Annotated in this window: 15 protein-coding genes and 2 tRNA genes; 1 reads left to right on the top strand and 16 read right to left on the bottom strand. The window is 65.2% G+C overall.

Translation table 11 applies throughout. The annotated features are described in order from the left end of the window. Positions 1 to 61: 61 nt before the first annotated feature. The 9 genes from purD to rpsF all read right to left on the bottom strand — a co-directional run bounded on the left by purD (position 62) and on the right by rpsF (position 9,689). Positions 62 to 1,351 (bottom strand): phosphoribosylamine--glycine ligase, encoded by a 1,290-nt coding sequence (gene purD / locus C1877_RS00135; protein WP_015539257.1) that lies wholly within the window; start codon positions 1,349 to 1,351, stop codon positions 62 to 64. Between the two features lie 64 nt (positions 1,352 to 1,415). Then, entirely contained in the window at positions 1,416 to 2,732 is a 1,317-nt protein-coding gene (locus C1877_RS00130) for an adenylosuccinate synthase (RefSeq protein ID WP_114568055.1), read from the bottom strand. A 70-nt stretch (positions 2,733 to 2,802) separates the two neighbouring features. Continuing rightward, positions 2,803 to 5,091, bottom strand: coding sequence for an AAA family ATPase (locus C1877_RS00125; RefSeq protein WP_114568054.1), 2,289 nt, complete (start codon positions 5,089 to 5,091; stop codon positions 2,803 to 2,805). Further along, the gene (locus tag C1877_RS00120; RefSeq protein ID WP_015539259.1) at positions 5,088 to 6,371 is read right to left on the bottom strand and encodes a metallophosphoesterase family protein; all 1,284 of its coding nucleotides are present in this window, start codon (positions 6,369 to 6,371) and stop codon (positions 5,088 to 5,090) included. Before C1877_RS00120 ends, C1877_RS00125 begins: the two co-directional genes overlap by 4 nt. 39 nt (positions 6,372 to 6,410) lie before the next feature. After that, positions 6,411 to 7,823: a replicative DNA helicase gene (gene dnaB / locus C1877_RS00115; protein ID WP_015539260.1), complete on the bottom strand. Its 1,413-nt coding sequence runs from the start codon at positions 7,821 to 7,823 to the stop codon at positions 6,411 to 6,413. Positions 7,824 to 8,024: 201 nt separating this feature from the next. Then, the gene (gene rplI / locus C1877_RS00110; RefSeq protein WP_015539261.1) at positions 8,025 to 8,567 is read right to left on the bottom strand and encodes a 50S ribosomal protein L9; all 543 of its coding nucleotides are present in this window, start codon (positions 8,565 to 8,567) and stop codon (positions 8,025 to 8,027) included. A 16-nt stretch (positions 8,568 to 8,583) separates the two neighbouring features. Continuing rightward, positions 8,584 to 8,844 (bottom strand): 30S ribosomal protein S18, encoded by a 261-nt coding sequence (gene rpsR, locus C1877_RS00105; protein WP_015539262.1) that lies wholly within the window; start codon positions 8,842 to 8,844, stop codon positions 8,584 to 8,586. 23 nt (positions 8,845 to 8,867) lie between these two features. Next, complete coding sequence (locus C1877_RS00100; protein WP_015539263.1) at positions 8,868 to 9,338, bottom strand: single-stranded DNA-binding protein; 471 nt, start codon at positions 9,336 to 9,338, stop codon at positions 8,868 to 8,870. 57 nt (positions 9,339 to 9,395) lie between these two features. After that, complete coding sequence (gene rpsF, locus C1877_RS00095) at positions 9,396 to 9,689, bottom strand: 30S ribosomal protein S6 (protein ID WP_015539264.1); 294 nt, start codon at positions 9,687 to 9,689, stop codon at positions 9,396 to 9,398. Between the two features lie 93 nt (positions 9,690 to 9,782). On the opposite strand from rpsF, the gene C1877_RS15085 reads away from it, so the two are divergent. Further along, positions 9,783 to 10,217, top strand: coding sequence for a hypothetical protein (locus C1877_RS15085; protein ID WP_147274481.1), 435 nt, complete (start codon positions 9,783 to 9,785; stop codon positions 10,215 to 10,217). Positions 10,218 to 10,244: 27 nt separating this feature from the next. Here the strand turns inward: C1877_RS15085 and C1877_RS00090 are convergent, their stop codons facing one another. The 7 genes from C1877_RS00090 to C1877_RS00060 form a co-directional block, all read right to left on the bottom strand. After that, a complete protein-coding gene (locus tag C1877_RS00090; RefSeq protein ID WP_015539265.1) occupies positions 10,245 to 10,769 on the bottom strand; it encodes a hypothetical protein in 525 nt (174 codons plus the stop codon). A 244-nt stretch (positions 10,770 to 11,013) separates the two neighbouring features. After that, the gene (locus tag C1877_RS00085) at positions 11,014 to 11,616 is read right to left on the bottom strand and encodes a potassium-transporting ATPase subunit C (protein ID WP_041240156.1); all 603 of its coding nucleotides are present in this window, start codon (positions 11,614 to 11,616) and stop codon (positions 11,014 to 11,016) included. 142 nt (positions 11,617 to 11,758) lie between these two features. Further along, complete coding sequence (gene kdpB / locus C1877_RS00080) at positions 11,759 to 13,837, bottom strand: potassium-transporting ATPase subunit KdpB (RefSeq protein ID WP_173014800.1); 2,079 nt, start codon at positions 13,835 to 13,837, stop codon at positions 11,759 to 11,761. Positions 13,838 to 13,887: 50 nt separating this feature from the next. Then, a complete protein-coding gene (gene kdpA / locus C1877_RS00075; protein ID WP_015539268.1) occupies positions 13,888 to 15,663 on the bottom strand; it encodes a potassium-transporting ATPase subunit KdpA in 1,776 nt (591 codons plus the stop codon). 267 nt (positions 15,664 to 15,930) lie between these two features. After that, positions 15,931 to 16,023: transfer RNA gene (locus C1877_RS00070), tRNA-Ser, on the bottom strand. Between the two features lie 59 nt (positions 16,024 to 16,082). Beyond that, positions 16,083 to 16,173 (bottom strand) — tRNA-Ser (locus C1877_RS00065). 65 nt (positions 16,174 to 16,238) lie between these two features. Next, the gene (locus C1877_RS00060) at positions 16,239 to 17,075 is read right to left on the bottom strand and encodes an ABC transporter ATP-binding protein (protein ID WP_114568052.1); all 837 of its coding nucleotides are present in this window, start codon (positions 17,073 to 17,075) and stop codon (positions 16,239 to 16,241) included. Between the last annotated feature and the right edge of the window lie 153 nt (positions 17,076 to 17,228).

Raw genomic sequence — 17,228 nt, 5'->3', positions numbered from 1 at the left:
AGACCTCTTCTCGTTTGACGCAAAAAACGCGGGGGCGACCCGAAGGACACCCCCGATGTCGTTAGTTCCAAGCCTCGCGGCCGGCGGCGGCCTTCTTGCCGATGTCGGTGCGGTACTGCTTGCCCTCGAAGTTGATGAGGTTGCAGGCCTCGTAGGCCTTCTCCCGGGCGTCGTCGAACGAGTCGCCCAGCGCCACCACGTTGAGCACGCGGCCGCCGGCCGTGACCAGCTCGCCGTCGGCGTTGCGGGCCGTGCCGGCATGGAACACCGTCACGCCCTCCAGCTCCTCGGCCTCCTCGATGCCGAGGATGACCTTGCCCTTCTCGTAAGCGCCGGGGTAGCCCTCGCTGGCCAGCACCACGCACACGGCCCACTGCTCGCTCCAGCGCAGCTCGATGTCGTCGGGGCGGCCTTCCGCAACGGCCAGCACGATGTCCACGAGGTCGGCCTCCAGGCGCGGCAGCACGACCTGCGTCTCGGGATCGCCGAAGCGCGCGTTGAACTCCAGCACCTTCGGGCCTTCGGGCGTGAGCATGAAGCCTCCGTACAGCACGCCGCGGTAATCGTTGGCGAAGTCGGTGGCCGTGGCGGCCGCGGACTGCTCCATGATCTCATGCATGGCGGCCAGCTCGTCGGCCGTCACGATGGGCACCGGCGAGTACACGCCCATGCCGCCCGTGTTCGGGCCGCGGTCGCCGTCGAAGGCGCGCTTGTGGTCTTGGGCCGTGGCCATGCAGTGGGCCTTGCCGCCGCTCACGAACGCGAGCAGCGAGCACTCGGGGCCGGTGAGGCATTCCTCTATGACCACGGTGGAGCCGGCCTGGCCGAACGCGCCATCGAAGCAGGAGCGCACGGCTTCTTCCGCCGTCTCCTTGTCCTCGGCCACGATGACGCCCTTGCCCGCCGCCAGGCCATCGGCCTTCACCACGACCGGGGCCTCCAGCGCGGACAGGTAGCCCAGCGCCGCCTCGAGGTCGTCGAAGCTGCCGTAGCGCGCGGTGGGAATGCCGTGGGCATCCATGAAGCGCTTGCTGAACGTCTTGCTTCCCTCAAGCTGGGCGCCCTGGGCATCGGGGCCGAACACGGCGATGCCGGCCTCGCGCAGCTCGTCGGCCACGCCCGCGACGAGCGGCGCCTCGGGGCCGATGACCACGAGCTGCACGTCGTGCTCCTCCACGAACGCCAGCACCGCGCGGCCGTCCTCGACGGCAAGATCGGGCACGTTGCGCGCGATATCCGCCGTGCCGCCGTTGCCGGGGGCCACGTAGAGCTTGTCCGTGCGCGGGGACTTCGCAAGCGACCACGCGATGGCATGCTCGCGGCCGCCGCCGCCCAACACCAAGATGTTCATTGCCGTTCCTTTCAAAACCAGCGTTGTTTCACGTGAAACATTTTTCCGTCGATTCGGTTGCGCGCTAGCGATCCCACCCTCGCATGATGGTTTGATCGCGATCGGGGCCCACGGCGATGATGCTGACCGGCACGCCGGTGATCTTCTCCAGATACTCCACGTAGCGCTGCGCGTTCTCGGGCAGCTCCTCGAAGGTGCGGCATTCGGTGATGTCGACGCCCTTCCAGCCGGGCAGCTCCTCGTACACGGGCTTCGCGTGGAACAGCACGCTCTGCTGCATGGGGAAGTAGTCGTACACCTTGCCCTCGCACTCGTAGGCCGTGCACACCTTGATGGTGTCGAAGGCGGAGAGCACGTCGAGCTTCGTGAGCGCCACGTCGGTGAGGCCGTTGACCTCGGCGGCGTAACGCGCGATGACGGCGTCGAACCAGCCGCAGCGGCGCTTGCGCCCCGTGGTCACGCCGAACTCGTGGCCCACCGCGCACAGCGTCTCGCCGACCTCGGCCTCCTCGTCAACGCCCCCGTCCTCGGGGAAGCGCTGCTCCGTGGGGAACGGGCCCTCGCCCACGCGCGTGATGTAGGCCTTCTGGATGCCCAGCACGCGCTCGATGGCCGTGGGCCCCACGCCCGAGCCCGTAGCGGCGCCGCCGGCGCAGCACGACGAGCTGGTGACGTAGGGGTATGTGCCGTGGTCGATGTCCAAGAGCGTGCCCTGCGCGCCCTCGAAGAGTATCGACTTGCCGGCGCGCAGGCCCTCGTTCAGCAGCTGGGCCGTCTCGGCCATGTAGGGCTTGAGGATGCGCGCGTAGGGCAGGTACTCCTCGCAGATCTCGTCGACCGTGTAGGTGTGCAGGCCGTAGATCTTCTGCAGCACGGGGTTCTTCTGCGCCAGCGCCGTCTCCAGCTTCAGGCGGAAGATCTTCTCGTCCAGCAGATCCTGGATGCGGATGCCCTTGCGGGCGGCCTTGTCCTGGTAGCACGGGCCGATGCCGCGCTTCGTGGTGCCGATCTTGTTCTCGCCCAGGCGCTTCTCGTCCGCGCCGTCGAAATCCTTGTGGTAGGGCATGATGACGTGCGCGTCGCAGCTGATCTTGAGGTTCTTGCAGGAGATGCCCTCGGCCTCCAGCATGGCCATCTCCTTGATGAGCACGCCGGGGTCCACCACCACGCCGTTGCCGATGACCGGCACCGCGTGGTCGTACATGACGCCGGAGGGCATGAGGTGCAGCGCGAGCTTCTTATCGCCGTGGATGACCGTGTGGCCGGCGTTGTTGCCGCCTTGGTAGCGCACGACGAAATCGTATTCGCGTGCGATCAGGTCGGTTATCTTGCCTTTGCCTTCGTCTCCCCATTGGGCGCCGACGAGTACCGTGCTGGGCATATGGTTCGCATCCTTTCGCGCCCGCGCCTGCGCGCCGGGCCGTCAACCTATCCGCAGATTCATGATTATATTACAGTTCCACAACGTTCAGCGCCGGATCGGCCGAGCGCATGGACTCTACTATTTCTTCATGGCAGGTGAACAGGATCACCTGGCGCGTGCGGGCCAGCTCGGCGAGCGCGCGGGCGGCGCCGACGCGGCGCCGGGCATCGAAGTTCACCAGGATATCGTCGGCCAGAATGGGGATGGAGCGGCCCACGTTGTCGGCCGTTATGAGCAGGGCGATGCGCAGCGCCAGGTAGAGCTGCTGGCACGTTCCCAGCGACAGGTGCACGGGCTCGCGTTCCGTCTTCACCGCATCCATCACCTGCAGCCGGCCCTCGGGCGTCATGGCCACCTTGACCCAGCGCCCGTCGGTCATGAGCGAGAGCAGGCGGCTGGCCTGGCGGTACACCTCGGGCTGGCTCTTCGATTCCCATGCGGCGATGGCGGCCTCCAGCATGCGCTTCGCCAGGAGCAGGCGGGCGTAGTCCTGGGCGCTCTCGTCTTGGCGCGTGCGCACCTGTTGGTAGCGCAGCTTCAGCTCGTCGAATCGGTGCGCGTGCTTGGCTTGGGAGAGCTCTTGCTTCAGCTCGCCGTAGCGGCGGTTCAGGCTCTCGCTGGTCTCCAACAGGCCGACGCGCTGCCTGGTGCGCTGGTCGATGGCGGCGTCCACGTCCTCCACGGTGGCGCCGTCGCGCAGGCCGGCGCGCTCGACGGCGCGGGCGCGCTGGCGCTCGATGTCGGCCAGGTTATCCTCCACGGCGGACAGGCGCGAGACCAGCGCCTGCTGGCGCTGCTGGAACAAGCCCGCCTCGGCGCGGGCGTCCTTCGCCTCGGACAGAAGCGAGCGCGCGCTGCGGAGGGAGCCCTGCGCTGCCGAGAGGCCCGCGGCGTCAAACTGGGCACGGATGCGCGCAGCCAGCTGCTCCTGCGCGGACAGGCACGCCTCGAGCTTCTTCTTGTCTTGCAGCATGACCCACTGGGCATCCTGCTTGCGGGCTTCCTGTGCCTCGGCGGCCTTGTCGGGGCGGAACAGCATGACCAGCGCGGCGGCGGCCAGCATGAGGGCGAACACCACCAGGCCTATGCCGAGCGCGGTGAACGACAGGCTCGTGATCTCGCGGCCGTGCATGAACAGCGGCACGCCGGCCGCCACGAACACGAGGGGCAGCGCGATGGACAGCCCCACCTGCACGCTGCGCTGGCGACGGCGCCTCTCGTGCACCTGATGCACGTCCTCGGTTTCGAGCAGCGCCTCGTAGGCGGCGGTGGACGTTGCGCAGTTCTCCTTGGCCAGGTCCACGCTGTGCGCGCATTTCGCCTGCTCCTCGGCCAGCGCGTCGATGCGGTCGCGCAGGGCGCGCTCGTCGGCGGCGCCCAGGGCCACGAGCGCCGGGTCCAAGGCCTGCTCGCGCACACGATGCTCGGCGGCCAGGGCGGCCTCGTCCTCGCGCAGGGAGTCGCGTTGGCGGCGCAGCTGGTCGCGCTGGGCGTCCAGCTTCTCCAGGCTGGCGCGCTGCGCGGCAAGCTCCTCGATGGATGCGTTGAGCGCGTCCAGGCGCGCCAGCAGCTGCGCGCGCTGCGGCGCCAGCTCGTGGAATTCCTTGTCCTGGGCCTTATAGCGCTCCGTCTCGTCCGCGGCTTGGGCCATCTGGGCGCGCAGGTCGTCCTGCTCGGCGGTCAGGCGCGTGATGGAGTGCTCGATGCCGGCGGCCTTCGAGGTGTATTCGGCTAGGCGGGCCTGCACCTCGACGAGCGCATGGGCGGGGCTCGCGCCCGTGCCGGAGCCGGCCGTGAGCAGCTTCGCGGTCATGTCGGTGGTGTTGCGCAGGCTGCGCAGCTCGTCGGCCGTGAGGGAGAACATGGTCTGGAACGTCTCGCGGTCGATGTCGTCCACGAGCTCGGCGGGGCCTTGCAGGCCGTCGGCGTTGCGCACGCGCGAGAGCACGAGCTCGTTGTCGGGGTCGGATGCGGGCTCGGATGCGGGCGCGCCGGATTCGGCCCCCGAGGCGGGTGCGGGCACGGGAGCGCCTTCGTCGGGCAACGCGTCCCCCTCTTCCGGACGCGGGGCGAAGAACAGCGAGCCGGCGCGCTCGGCATTGCGCGGCTTGTAGGTGTTGCGGACGCCGCGCGCCTCCTCCCACCCGAACAGCACGCCGCCTGCGAACGAGGCCAGCGTGGACTTGCCGGCCTCGTTCTCGCCGAACACCACGTTGAGGTGCGGCGTGAACGGGCCCGCCACCTTGTTGGCGAACGCGCCGAAGCTCGTGATCTTCATGCGCTTGAGGTACGGCGCGCCGCCACGCTCGGCCGTCATTCGTCGCCTCGGTTCAGCAGGTCGAGCACCAGGTCCTCGGCGTCGGCCGCCAGCTCGTCGATGCGGCGCGTGTAGGCGCTGGGCAGCTGGATGTTCTTGAGCAGGAACTCCTCCTGGATATAGGCTATCTCGTCTTCGCGGTCGGCGCGCAGGGCGTCGGCCACTTGCAGGAACACGGCTGGGAACAGGCCCTCGCGGCGCAGCGCTTCCTTGTCGTACGGTCGCAGCGTGGCATCGACGAGCGCGTCGCAGTAAAACGACGGGTAGCCGTCGTTGATGTGCTTGCGCAGATCCTCCAGCACGCCGGGGCGCGCGAACACCGCATGCAGCGGCGTGGTGCCCGTGAGCGTGATGCGCACGCACATCTCCTCGCAGTGGGCCTTCCCGTTCACGCGGAACAGCTCGCGCATGATCTTGTCGGTGACCTCGGCCACGTTCGCGCAGTCGGCCACGTCCACGTCCATGCGCTGCCATACCACGCTGGCCGTGGGAACGAACTCGAGCGCAGGGCGCGCGCCTTCCTCCAACGTCACGGCGAAGCAGCCGCGCTCGCCCGTCTCCTTGATGTCGCGGCCTTGGATGCAGCCCGAGAACACGAGCCGCGGATCGTCGAAAGAGGGATGGGCGTACTTCATATGTATATGCCCGAGCGCCCAGTAGTCCATGCCCGCCCGCAGGAGGCGGGCCGGGTTCGTGGGAGCCTTCACCGGGTCGAGGTCCAATCCCGTGTGCAGAAGGCCCACGGCGAAGGGCGCCTGCGCGGCATCGGGCACGGCATCGGCCAATGCCTGCTCGGCCGCTGCACGCGTCACGCCGGCAGCGATATCCTCGTCGGACGGCCACGTTTGGTTGTAGTAGCCGCGCCCGCCGATAAGGGCCAGCGTCTCGCCGCCTTTCCGATAGGCCGCGAAGCCAGGCTTGTCGGCCGGCAGCATGACGGCGTTCGGCGGGAACGCGAAGAAGTCGCGGCTCCATGACGTGAACGGGTCGTGGTTGCCGGTGCACAGGTACACGGGGATGCCAGCCTTGTCCAGTCGGCGCAGGCCCTCGAAGAAATGCAGGTAATCGCCGTAAGACGCGCGAGCGCTGTCGAAGATATCGCCCGCGATGACCACGAAGTCGACCTGGCGGGCCAGCGCGGCGTCCACCACGCGGTCGTAGGCTTCGGGGATAGCCGTGAGCAGGCGGTTCGCCCACGCTTCCGAGAGCGCCCTCAGGCCGCGGAACGGCGCGCCGAGATGCAGGTCGGCCGCATGGATGAATGTGATTCGCTTTCGCATGGGCACCAGTGTAGCGCGTGCGCGGCCTGCGCGGGCCGGTTAGAAGCCGCCCGCGCGCGAATCGTCGATGAAATCCATGAAGCGCGTGTACTCCGGGTTGAACGCCAGGTCGATGTCGCGGGTGGGGCCGTTGCGGTGCTTCGCCACGATGAGCTGCGCCGTGCCCAAGTCGGGGCGGTCCTCGCTCTCCGCCTCCGTCTCGTCCATGCTTCGGTCGATGAACATGACGATGTCGGCGTCCTGCTCGATAGAGCCGGATTCGCGCAGGTCGGAGAGCATCGGGCGCTTCTTTCCTCGCATCTCCACGGCACGGGACAGCTGCGACAGCGCGATCACGGGCATGTCCATCTCCTTCGCGAGCACCTTCAGGCCTCGCGAGATCTCGCCCACCTCCACGGCGCGGTTGCCGTCGCGGCGCGTGGAGGGCGGCTGCATGAGCTGCAGGTAGTCCACGATGATGAGACCCTTGCCCTCGGTGCGGCGCAGCTCGCGGCGTGCCTTGGCGCGCGCCTCCAAGATGGACAGGCCCGGCGAGTCGTCGATGTACAGTTCCAGCTTCGAAAGCGTGTTCGACGCGTCGGCGATGGCGCCCCAGTCGCCTTCCGATATGAAGCCCGCGCGGATCTTCGACAGGCTGACGCGCGCCTCGGCGCACAGGATACGCTGGACCAGCTGGCCCGCGCTCATTTCCAGCGAGAAGAAGGCCACGGCCGCGCCCGACTTGGCGGCGTTCACGGCCAGGTTCAGCGCGAACGACGTCTTGCCCACGCCGGGACGGGCGGCCAGGATGACCAGGTCGCCTCCGCGGAAGCCGTGGAACAGGTCGTCGGCGTCCTTGAAGCCGGTGGGCACGCCGGCCATGTGGTTCTGCTGCTCGGCGAGCTTCGTGATCTCCTCGAACGCCTCGGTGAGCAGGGAGTCCATCTTGGAGAACGTGGACGACACGCGCTTCTCGGTCACGCCGAAGAGCGTCTTCTCGGCGTCCTCCACCACCTCGTCCAGGTTGTCGGGCGCGTCGTAGGCGAGCGCGTTGATGGAGGCGGCGGCGTAGATGAGCTCGCGGAGGATGGCCGTGCGCTTCACGATCTCGGCGTGGTTCTGCCAGTTCGTGAGCGCAAACGTGTTGTCGGCCAGATCGACCAGGTACGGCTTGCCGCCCACGGCCTCCAGCTGGCCCGTGGCGTTCAGGTTGTCGGCGAGCGATATCTGGTCGATGGGAATGCGGCGCGTATTCAGCTCGCAGATGGACTCGAAGATGATGCGGTGCGCCGGGCGGTAGAACGACTCCGGCTTGAGCTTCAGGATAAGCTCCTCCACCGCCTCGGCGTTCAGCATGCAGGCCGCCAGAACCGACTTCTCGGCCTCGATGTTCTGCGGCATCGGCTTGTTCTTGGGAGCCGACCCCTCGTTGAAGTCGCTGTTCCTTGCGCTGGCTTGGTACGCTTCCGACATGGTGGTCCTTCTCGCTCCTTCGGGTGTCCGCTGCCTTGTTTCCCGCTATAGTACCGCATGATTGCCGCAGGTCATGTGTATTTTTCTTCCCGAAAAACCACGGAATGCGTTATCCACATGCAACGGAAAACCCCCTTCACCCGTCATCGGGGCAAAGGGGGTTTTCCCCCGTTTCCACAAATCAATCCTGTGGAAAAGTATTTATTCCTCGGTAGCCGTCTCGGCAGCCTCGGCGGGAGCCTCGGCCTCCTCGACAACCTCCACGGTCTCCTCGACGACCTCGGCCTCGGCCTGCTCGTCGATATTGCCCACCAGGAGCTTCACGGACACCTTGATGTCGCGGTAGATGCCGTAGACCACTTCATGCTCGCCAGCCGTCTTGATGGCGTGGCCGAGCTCGAGGCGGCGCTTGTCCACCTCAAGGTCGGTGGCGGCCTTGATGGCGTCGGCGACCATGACGGCGGTGACGGAGCCGAACAGCTGGCCCTCCTCGCCGACCTTCGCCTCGACCTTGACGGTGGCGCCCTCGAGGGCGGCCTTCATCTTCTCGGCGTCGGCGATGCGGTTCTCCTCGCGCTTCGCGATGTTGTGCTTGCGCTGCTCGAGCTGCTTGAGGTTCCCCTTCGTCGCCAGGATGGCGAGCTTCTGGGGAAGCAGGTAGTTGTTGGCGAAGCCGGGGGCCACGTCTACGACGTCGCCTTCACCGCCCTTGCCCTTCAATTCTTGAAGCAGGATGACTTTCATGGAACCCTCCTTGCGCCTAGCGGCTGCGACGATCGCCGCGACCGCTGACGGCGGGCACCGCGTACGGCATCAAAGCCATCTCGCGGGCACGCTTGACGGCGTTCGCGATGTCGCGCTGGTGCTGGGTGCAGGCACCCGTCACCCGGCGCGGCTTGATCTTTCCGCGATCGGTAACGTATTTGCGCAGCATTTGCGTGTCTTTGTAGTCGACGTAGTTCGCCTCGTCCTTGCAGAACTGGCAGAACTTGCGACGCGGCTGCTTCGCGTAATCGGACATTTCACAAACCTCTTTCGTTTCGCTTAAAACGGGATGTCTTCATCGTAGACCGAAGAAGAGGCATCGACCACCGGGGCAGCCATGGGGGCTGCGGCCGGAGCCGGGGAATAGCCGCCTGCGTTGCCGCCATACGACTGGTTTCCGCCGTATGAGGACGAATCGCTGTTGCGGCTCGACATGAACTCGAGCTCGTCGACGATCACCTCGATCTTGCTGCGCTTCTGGCCGTCGCGCTCCCACTGGCTCCAGCGGAGCTTTCCCTCAATGGACACCTTCGTGCCCTTGTTGAGGTAGCGGTTCAGGCTCTCGGCGCGCGCACCGAACATGGTGCAGTCGATGAAGTTGGGATAGTCCTCCCACTCGCCCGTCTGCTGGTTCTTCCGGCGGTCGTTCACGGCAACGCCGAAGCCGAGCACCGGCAAACCGCTCGCCGTGGAGCGCAGCTCGGGGTCGCGCGTCAGGTTTCCGCTGATGATAACTCGGTTGATGCTCATGATACCCACCTCTTCTTCTCATGCTGGGGCGCCGGGGGCGCCCAACGCCACGTGCTCTTAATCGCGATCGGTACGCTTGACGATCATATGGCGCACAACGGCGTCATTGATGCGAAGAACGCGATCGAGTTCAGCAACGTTAGCGGGATCGGCATGGAAATCGATGAGAGTGTAGTCACCGTCGGTCAGACCGTCGATCTCGTAAGCGAGTTTGCGCTTGCCCCAGTTGTCGACGTTGTCAACCGTACCCTCGCCCTCGGCGATCGTGGTCTCAATACGCTTCATAACAGCGGCACGGGATTCTTCGTCGATAGACGGAGCGACAAAAAACAGCAATTCATAAGCCTTCATCAGCTCACCTCCTTTGGTCTTTAGCGGCTCCGGGGCTGGTGAAGGCAGTTAACCCGGAGCAGGATTAGCTTGCCTATTCTAGCAAAGGGCCTCATGGGCCACAAGGAAAACTTTCTTCCTTACCAGCGCGCACATGCTTTCACCATGTTTGCGCGGCATGCCTCCCGCTTGTCCGCTGAACTTCTCTGGGGGAAGTATAGCAACGCGACCTTGCCGGCCGACCGTAATTCCACCGTCACGGAGTCGCCGGAAGCTGATGCGGATCTGGCCCGGATGCCGCACGGACCTTGCACGCTCGCCGCGCAACCCTTGCACGGATGCCGCGCGCATCTGACACGACTGCCGCCGAAATTCGAAAGCCCTGGCCACAAGCTTAAGGGATGGAAGTTCGCGAATACAGGCAACCGCTTCTTTCTTGGAAGTGACTGCAACGTTGGGAAATGGCCGAATGAAAAAATTGAGAGCCGGCTACGTTCCACGTGGAACACAGCCGGCTCGTTTTCCGTCTCTTTTGCGGCGTTTCTCTAGCGGCCGCAGCTGCTTGGCCCTGCAGAGTTACTCGGCCTCTTCCTCGAGGTCCTCTTCGTCGTCGAGATACTTCTCGTCGATCTCGTCCTCGTCGTACTGGTCGGCCTCCTTGAGGCCGCTCATGAAGTTAGGCGCCTCGCCGATGTAGGCCGGCTCCTCCTCGAACGTGGGCTCGCCGTCTTCGCTCATCGTGTAGAGGAAGCCAACGGCCATGCCCTCGTCCTCGCCGGGAATGCCGCCCTCGGCGATGAGCGCGTCCTTCGTCTCGTCGTCGACCTCGACGTAGCCGTCATAGCACAGCGCGTACGCCTCGGCGCCGCGGGCATTCTCCACCGTGTGGCGCGCGAAGGCGAAGCATTCGTCCGCCGACTCGCCCGGGTGGTTCTCCAAGAACAGGTTCTCCTTCACCACGAGCGCGGTGAACGGCACCACGTCGGCTCCCTGCGTCATCTTCTCCTTCGCCTCTTCCAGCGAGAAGAGCAGCACCTTTTCCAGGATCTCGGGAATCTCGGGCACTTCTACGTCCGAGCTCTCCACTACGCGATCGGGCATGGCCTCGTCCTTTCAACCGGCCGCCGCTGCCTGCCTGCTCGTGCAGGCGGCCCGCTTACGGCCCTTGCTTTTTCCGTTGCCGTCCAGTGTAGGGCTTCCCGACGAGCCCTCGCTCGCGGACGGCGGGTTATTCGGCGTATCTTCAAATATTGATACGCGGCCGTTATTCAGGACGTTTCCCGCCTCCGGATGTTTCACGTGAAACATCCGGACAACTTGGCCGGTTGCAGGGCGGGGAAAGCGGCTACTGCAGGATGCCGTCGAGCATGAGGTTCACCTTGAGGACGTTCACGCGGGCATCGCCGAGAATGCCGAACTGGGGCTGCTCGGTGCACTGCTCGATGATGGCGCGGATCTCGGAAGGCGTCTTGCCGGTGTTCTTCGCCAACCGCTCCACCTGGTACTCGGCGGCAGCCGGGGAGATATGGGGGTCGAAGCCGCTGCCGGAGTTCGTGACGAGGTCGCTGGGGATGGGCTCGTCGCCCTTCTCGGGATGGGCTGCGTGGATCTCGTCGATGCGGGCCTGCACCGTAGCGGCGAAATCGTCGCTCGCGGGACTAAGGCTCGACGGGCCGTACCACATGACGGGGTTTCCCTCGTCGTCGGTAAACGTGGAGACGTTCGCGTTCGTGAGCCGGCCCCACATATGATTCTGGTCATGGAACTCCTGGCCAACAAGCTCGCTGCCGTATTTCGTCCCATCGACTTCTATGATGGAACCGTTTGCCTGATAAGGGAAGAAGAGCTGCGCGACACCCGTGCACACAGCCGTGTAAACCACGCCGCACAATATGGTTGTTACGAGGAAGAAGAGCGCTGCGCTTCCCCAGATTTTCGCTTGCCTCATTGCTTCGCATCCTTTCTTCATTCCGAAGCTCGTTTTTCGCATGGTCGTTCAGTCGTTTTTTGGTTGCCGTTACCGAGAGTGCATCTCAATAACGGCAACCGTTTTTTCATTGCGCTCGAAACGCGGCCGGGCATTCGTTGCCTTACGCCACGCCCAAAGCCGTCAACATCATGTCGAGCAGCTTGATAGCAACGAAGGGGAGGACGATGCCGCCCAGTCCGTATACCAGCAGGTTGCGGGAAAGCAGGCTTTGCGACGATGCCTCGCGGTACTTCACCCCCTTGAGCGCCAACGGGATGAGCGCCACGATGATGAGAGCGTTGTAGATGATGGCCGCCATGATAGCCGTGTAGGGGTTCGTGAGGTGCATGATGTTCAGCGCCTCGAGCTGAGGATACAGCGGCACGAACAGCGCGGGCACGATGGCGAAGTACTTCGCCAGGTCGTTCGCTATAGAAAACGTGGTCAACGAACCGCGCGTCATGAGCAGCTGCTTGCCGATGCGCACGACGTCGATGAGCTTCGTGGGCGAGGAATCAAGGTCGACCATGTTGCCGGCCTCCTTCGCCGCCTGGGTGCCGCTGTTCATGGCCACGGCCACATCGGCCTGCGCGAGCGCCGGCGCGTCGTTCGTGCCGTCGCCCGTCATGGCCACCATATGCCCCTCGGCCTGGTACTGGCGGATGGCGGCCAGCTTCGTCTCGGGCGTGGCCTCGGCGATGAAGTCGTCCACGCCGGCCTCGGCCGCGATGGCGGCGGCCGTCATGGGGTTGTCGCCCGTTATCATGACGGTCTTGATGCCCATGGTGCGCAGGTCGGCGAAGTTCTCCTTGATGCCCTGCTTCACGATGTCCTTCAGATGGATGACGCCCAGAATACGATGATCGCGAGCAACAAGTAGCGGAGTGCCGCCTGCGCGCGAGACATCCGCAACGACTGCGGCGCATTCGCTGCTGTACGTGCCGCCGTGCGACTCCACATAATCCTTGACGGCATCGGCCGCCCCCTTCCGGATCTCGTGGCCCTCGAAATCTACGCCGCTCATGCGCGTCTGCGCGGTGAACGGGATGCTGACCATGCCCGAGCCCTCGAGCTCGCGGCCGCGGATGCCGAAGCGCTCCTTCGCCAGCACCACGACGCTGCGGCCCTCGGGCGTCTCGTCGGTAAGGCTGGCCAGCTGCGCGGCATCGGCCAGGTCGTGCTCGGCGGCACCGTCCACCGGTATGAACTCGGCGGCCTGCCGGTTGCCCAGCGTGATGGTGCCCGTCTTGTCCAGCAAAAGCACGTCCACGTCACCCGCGGCCTCCACGGCGCGGCCGCTCATGGCCAGCACGTTCGCCCGGTTCAGGCGGCTCATGCCGGCTATGCCGATAGCCGACAGCAGCGCGCCGATGGTGGTGGGCGCCAGGCACACGAACAGCGCCACGAGCGAGGTGATGGTGGTGGGGTTCGCAATGCCCTCCTGGTTGGCGCTGAAGCCGCTGAACGCGAACAGCGACACCGACACGATCAGGAACACGATGGTCAGCGCCACGAGCAGTATCTCGAGCGCGATCTCGTTCGGGGTCTTCTTGCGGGTGGCCGACTCCACCATGGCGATCATCTGGTCGAGGAAGCTATGGCCCGCGTCGGCGGTCACGCGCACCACCAGCCAGTCGGAAAGCACGGTGGTGCCTCCCGTGACGGCGGAGCGGTCGCCGCCGGACTCGCGGATGACCGGGGCCGACTCGCCGGTGATGGCGCTCTCGTCCACCGATGCGGCGCCCATGACGATCTCGCCATCGGCGGGGATCTGCTCGCCTGCCGCCACGTAGAACAGGTCCTTCTTCTTCAGAACCGCCGAACTCACCTCGTCGGCCTGCAGGCGGAAGAACTCAGCCGGATCGTCCACGTGATGGCCCTTCGCCACCAGGCCCTCGTTGAGCTTGTGCGCGGGCACATCGCGCTTGGCGGCGCGCAGCGAGTCGGCCTGCGCCTTGCCGCGGCCCTCGGCGAGCGCCTCCGCGAAGTTCGCGAACAGCACCGTGAGCCAGAGCACCGCCGAGATGGAAATGATGAAGCCGGGCTGCGAGTCCGTGATGCCGAACAGCGACAGCACGAACAGGGCGAGCGTCAGGATGGCCGACAGGTACACCATGAGCATAACGGGGTTCTTCGCCTGCTCGCGGGGGGCAAGCTTCACGAAGGAGTCGCGCACGGCGCGCTTCGCCAAATGGTTCATTTCATTGTTCCTCATAGTTGCCGTTGTCATTTCTTTTTCGCCCGCCTTCCCTAAAGCACCATGTGAAGCTGCTCGGCTATCGGACCCAGCGCCAGCGCCGGGAACATCGACAGGGCGCCGACCAGCAGCACGATGAGAATCAGCAGGAACACGAACATCGCATTGCTCGTGGAGAGCGTGCCCGCGCTCACCGCCACCTTCGGCCGCGTGCACAAGCTGCCGGCCAGCACGAGCGTGGCCGCAAGCGGGATGAAGCGGTTCGCCAGCATTTCAAAACCCAGCACGACGTTGATCATCGGCGTGTTGCCGTTGAAGCCCGCGAAAGCCGATCCGTTGTTTCCGCCCGCCGACGTGGCGGCGTAAAGAACTTCAGAGAACCCATGGGCGCCCGAGTTGTTCAGGCTATCCACCGTCGCCGGATCGAGGCACATGACGGCCGCACCTATAAGAAGGACCATGGGCGTGGTGATGCACAGGATGGTGGCCATGCGCATTTCCCTGGGCCCGATCTTCTTGCCCAGGTACTCGGGCGTGCGGCCCACCATCAGCCCCGCGATGAACACGGTGAGGATGACGAAACCGATCATGCCGTACAAGCCGCAGCCGATACCGCCGCCGATGATCTCGCCCAATCCCATGAGGATGATGGGCACCATGCCGCCGATGGGCGTGTAGCTGTCATGCATGGAGTTGACCGAGCCGTTCGATGCGGCTGTGGTGAATGCGGCCCAGAGGGAGGAATCGGTCACGCCGAAACGTGCCTCCTTGCCCTCCATGTTGCCGCCGGACTGGTCGTACGTGCCCATGTACACCGAGCCGTCGGCCGCAAGCTGAGGCGTTCCAACCTGCTCGAAGAAGGCTATCACCGCCAAGCTTGCCACCAGCACTATGAACATGGCCGCGAAGATAGCCCGCCCCTGCCGCCGATCGGCCACGAAACGGCCGAAGCTGAACACGAGCGCGAACGGGATGAGCAAAAGCGAGATGCACTGCACCAGGTTCGTGAGGGGCGTGGGGTTCTCCAGGGCGCTTGCCGAGTTCACGCCGTTATAGCCTCCGCCGTTCGTGCCGAGCTGCTTGATGGCAACCTGGCTGGCCTGCGGGCCCATGGGAACCACGCCCTCGTCGATCACCTGCACGGCTGCCGGATCGTCGGCTTCTACCACCTCGCCCTCCGAATCGATGCCAACCGGTTCCAGCAGCTGAACCTCCTGATACTCGGACACGTTCTGCGGCGAGCCCTGCCACACGTCCACCACGGTCACGACGAGCGCGAGCGGGATGAGCACGAACAGCACGGCGCGCGTCGCGTCGACGAAGAAGTTGCCCAAGCCAGGGCCTCCTTCGCTCACCAACCCGCGGAACAACGCGAACAGCACGGCCATGCCCACGGCCGGCGTGACGAAGTTCTGCACGGTCAGGCCGATGGCCTGGGAGAAGTAGCTGAGTGCGCTCTCGCCGCTATAGGCCTGCCAGTTCGTGTTCGTCACGAAGCTGGCCGCCGTGTTGAACGCGAGATCCCATGTGAGGCCGGGCAACCCCTCGGGATTGCCCGGCAGCACGCCCTGCAGCATGAGGATGGCGAACAGGCCTGCCAACGAGAGCGCCGAGAACACCAGGGCGCTTATCAGGTAGCGTTTCCAGCCCATGACGTCGGCACGGTCGACGCGGATGCACCGGTACACCACGTTCTCCACCGGCACGAGCACGCGCGAGAGCACGGCCACCCTCTCGCCGGCCATGACCTTGTTGATATAGCCCGACAGCGGGATGGCGAGCGCCACGAGCAGGGCAAGGTAGATGCCGTATTCCAGCAACTCGTCCATCACCGCTCGTCACCCCCTCGAAGCAGAACGTAGAACAGGTAGAACGCCACGATGACGCTCAACCCTCCAACGACGGCGGTTACGTAGTCCATCGTCTTCCTTCCTCGTTTCCAGGCCGCCGCAGCGGCACCTTTGCAAACTAGGAAAACGATAAGGTTGCGCGGATTAGCGCGCCGTTAAGGAGCGGCGCGCAACGTTAAGAAGACGTTAAGGGGGACGTGCACGAGGAGATGAAAAAAGCGCCCGGAGGCGCTTCATCTGGAAAACTGGCGGAGGAGGAGGGATTCGAACCCTCGTTACCCGGGTTACGGGTAAAACGGTTTTCGAGACCGCCGCATTCAACCACTCTGCCACCCCTCCGCTTTGGGGTGCGGGGCCTGGCCCCGTATGAAACGCGCCTCAGGGGCGCGGGAATAAGCTGGCGGAGAGATAGGGATTCGAACCCTAGGTACGCTTTTGGCGCACACACGATTTCCAATCGTGCACCTTCGGCCTCTCGGTCATCTCTCCGCTCGTCCGAAACATGCATGCTCGCGCTGGGCGCGGACGTGCAGCAGCTACGTAGTATACAACAGCTAATAGGCGCTCACAAGCGAGAAATAGGCATCCTCTTCGGCATTTTTCGCGAGGGCGGGGACCGCCGTGCGCTTCACGCGCAGGGGAACGCCGAACAGCGCGCTCATAGTATCGTCGGAGAGCAGGTGCTCCTTCGGGCCATCGGCGAACACGGCGCCGTCCTTCACGAGCACGAGGCGGGTGATCTCGGGGATGACGTCCTCGGGATAGTGCGTCACCAGAACGATGGACTTCCCCGCCTGGGCCAGCGCGCGCATGCTGCGGCGCACGTAGAACATGCCCTCGGGGTCGAGGCCGGTGCAGGGCTCGTCGAGAACGAGGGCCTCGGGATCGCGCACGAGCGCGCGGGCGATGAGCGCGCGGCGCGCCTGGCCGGTGGAGAGCGTCATGGCGTCGCGGGCGGCAAGGTCGGCGATGCCGAGCAGCCCCATGGTAGCGAGCGCCCGGTCGCGGGCGGCGTCGGCGTCGGCAGCGACAACGGCCTGCGGGATGCCGAGGGCGCCGTACAGGCCGCCGGCCACGATGTCCACGGCCGGCAGGTGCACGGTCATCTGCTCCTGCATGGTAGACGACACCACGCCCAGGCTGCGCTTTACTTCGGCGAGCGTTGCGCGGTCGCAACCTTTGAAGAGCACGGGCGGCTCGTCGCGGTGCAGCGGCAGCATCTCGCGCGTGACAAGCTTCACGAACGTCGACTTGCCCGACCCGTTCGGCCCGAGCAGGGCGATGTTCTCGCCGCACGCGAGCTCGAACGCGTCGACCGTCAGGATGACGCGCCCGGCTCGGCGCACGACGGCGTTGCGCAGTTGAAGGAAAGGGGGCGGGGTGAGGCTCATGTTCGTTTTATCGCTCCTGTTCAGAAGCAGTGTTTCACGTGAAACACTGCCGAAGTGGCCGAGGGTGGATATCCGGTGGGGCAACCGGAGGGGCGCTCGAGGCGGGAATACCGCGAATACCACGCAAGGAAGATGGGACCGGGAAAGAGAAAC

Origin of the sequence: Gordonibacter pamelaeae, from assembly GCF_003340385.1 — a bacterium.
GTDB classification, from domain to species: domain Bacteria; phylum Actinomycetota; class Coriobacteriia; order Coriobacteriales; family Eggerthellaceae; genus Gordonibacter; species Gordonibacter pamelaeae.
Note: the sequence above shows the minus strand (reverse complement) of the source record. Positions and strands in the feature narration are given on the sequence as shown.

What these genes read in the sequence shown, in the direction of transcription:
- C1877_RS00125 (WP_114568054.1), bottom strand. Translation starts at nt 5,091, where the DNA reads ATGACGGCCGAGCGTGGCGGCGCGCCGTACCTCAAGCGCATGAAGATC.
- rpsR (WP_015539262.1), bottom strand. Translation starts at nt 8,844, where the DNA reads ATGTCCGATTACGCGAAGCAGCCGCGTCGCAAGTTCTGCCAGTTCTGC.
- kdpB (WP_173014800.1), bottom strand. Translation starts at nt 13,837, where the DNA reads ATGAACCATTTGGCGAAGCGCGCCGTGCGCGACTCCTTCGTGAAGCTT.
- C1877_RS00085 (WP_041240156.1), bottom strand. Translation starts at nt 11,616, where the DNA reads ATGAGGCAAGCGAAAATCTGGGGAAGCGCAGCGCTCTTCTTCCTCGTA.
- C1877_RS00090 (WP_015539265.1), bottom strand. Translation starts at nt 10,769, where the DNA reads ATGCCCGATCGCGTAGTGGAGAGCTCGGACGTAGAAGTGCCCGAGATT.
- rpsF (WP_015539264.1), bottom strand. Translation starts at nt 9,689, where the DNA reads ATGAAGGCTTATGAATTGCTGTTTTTTGTCGCTCCGTCTATCGACGAA.
- kdpA (WP_015539268.1), bottom strand. Translation starts at nt 15,663, where the DNA reads ATGGACGAGTTGCTGGAATACGGCATCTACCTTGCCCTGCTCGTGGCG.
- C1877_RS00130 (WP_114568055.1), bottom strand. Translation starts at nt 2,732, where the DNA reads ATGCCCAGCACGGTACTCGTCGGCGCCCAATGGGGAGACGAAGGCAAA.
- C1877_RS00060 (WP_114568052.1), bottom strand. Translation starts at nt 17,075, where the DNA reads ATGAGCCTCACCCCGCCCCCTTTCCTTCAACTGCGCAACGCCGTCGTG.
- C1877_RS00120 (WP_015539259.1), bottom strand. Translation starts at nt 6,371, where the DNA reads ATGCGAAAGCGAATCACATTCATCCATGCGGCCGACCTGCATCTCGGC.
- C1877_RS15085 (WP_147274481.1), top strand. Translation starts at nt 9,783, where the DNA reads ATGGGCCACAAGGAAAACTTTCTTCCTTACCAGCGCGCACATGCTTTC.
- purD (WP_015539257.1), bottom strand. Translation starts at nt 1,351, where the DNA reads ATGAACATCTTGGTGTTGGGCGGCGGCGGCCGCGAGCATGCCATCGCG.
- C1877_RS00100 (WP_015539263.1), bottom strand. Translation starts at nt 9,338, where the DNA reads ATGAGCATCAACCGAGTTATCATCAGCGGAAACCTGACGCGCGACCCC.
- dnaB (WP_015539260.1), bottom strand. Translation starts at nt 7,823, where the DNA reads ATGTCGGAAGCGTACCAAGCCAGCGCAAGGAACAGCGACTTCAACGAG.
- rplI (WP_015539261.1), bottom strand. Translation starts at nt 8,567, where the DNA reads ATGAAAGTCATCCTGCTTCAAGAATTGAAGGGCAAGGGCGGTGAAGGC.